Here is a 1,369-nt window from a genome sequence, read left to right as displayed (position 1 = left end):
TATATGTAGACCTCTTGTTGTGCAAGCCCCGAAGCGCTCGGTGGAGTAAAAAGTTAATCAGGTAAAACTGCGCACGTATATCCGGCCTTTGCGTTGAGCCACTTCGTCGGTGGCTCTGGCCTCAATGAAAACCGCGCCCTTGCCGCTTATCGTCCCTACGGAGTTGGGGCTCCGTGTGCTTGCCAGCCTTCACAAGGGCCGGTTTAACCCGTTAACTCATTGCTCACCGCGTTTGCTTGGGGGGGCTCCTTTCAGCCTGCTGATCTTAGCCGGGCCGGTATTCGGTCTGGTGGTACAGCATGGCCCAAAGTATGCGCGCCAGTTTGTTCGCGACAGCGACCACAGCCTTGTGTTTGCCGCGACGCTCCAGGACGTTTTTGGCCCAGCGTGACAGTCGGTCTGTTGAACGATCCGCGTAGCGGATGACCGACCATGCGCCCTGAACCAGCAACCGGCGCAGATAATTGTTTCCTCGACGGGTGATGCCACCCAGCTTTTGCCTGCCGCCACTGGAGTGCTCGCTGGGTACCAGGCCCAGATTGGCAGCAAAGTGTCTTCCACTCTTAAACGCTTTACCCTCACCGGCGAAGCCAACCATGGCCGTTGCCGTTTTCTCGGCAACGCCTTTGACAGCCATTAGTCGTCGCACCGGTTCCAGCTGTTTGGCGGCGCTTTTGAGTTTTGTTTCATGAGCGCGAATCTGTCGGTTAGCCTCACGCCATTCATACAACAGGCTTTGCAACACCTCTCTAACAGCCGGTGTCAGGCCGTTTTCCGCATCTTCCAGCAGCTCTGGTAGCGCTTTAAGCAGGCGTTCCTTACCGGGACTGACGACAACACCGTATTCGTTCAAAAGGCCTCGGATCTGGTTGGTCAAGGCCGTGCGTGCCTGCACCTTGCGGTCAATCACCTTATGCAGCACCAGAATATCCGTTTGCTCCAGTGTTCGCGGTTCCACAAATTGCATGCGTGGCCGACGGGCCGCTTCGGTAATCGCGAAAGCATCGTTACGATCGTTCTTATTGCCCTTCACGAACGGCTTGACGTGCTGGGGCGGAATCAGAAGCACCTTGAATCCGTGTTTTCCGAGCTCCCGGCCCCAGTAGTTGGAACCGCTGCAAGCCTCCATCGCCACCTCCACATCCGGAAATTGCAGCAACGTTTCCAACAGCTTGTTTCGGCGAACCTGGCGGTTAAAAACGGAGTTGCCAACCTGATTGACGCCACAAACTTGAAAAACGGACTTTGCCAAATCAATGCCGATTAGGGTAACTTTCATCTTGAACACCTCTTGTTGTTTGCTATTGCACCTAATCCAATAGTGGCGCCTTGACGCCGATCTCAACAAGAGGTGTTCATCCCATCATCC

The 1,369-nt window shown here is 55.1% G+C and carries 1 protein-coding gene; it reads right to left on the bottom strand.

Annotation, left to right across the window (positions count from 1 at the left end; all coding sequences use genetic code 11):
• Positions 1-265: 265 nt before the first annotated feature.
• Positions 266-1,279: an IS110 family transposase gene (locus tag BY454_RS16670; RefSeq protein WP_104417672.1), complete on the bottom strand. Its 1,014-nt coding sequence runs from the start codon at positions 1,277-1,279 to the stop codon at positions 266-268.
• Positions 1,280-1,369: the final 90 nt, after the last annotated feature.

Source organism: Marinobacter persicus (assembly GCF_002934325.1).
In the GTDB taxonomy this organism is placed as follows: Bacteria; Pseudomonadota; Gammaproteobacteria; order Pseudomonadales; family Oleiphilaceae; genus Marinobacter; species Marinobacter persicus_A.
This window is presented reverse-complemented; position numbering and strand designations above follow the sequence as displayed.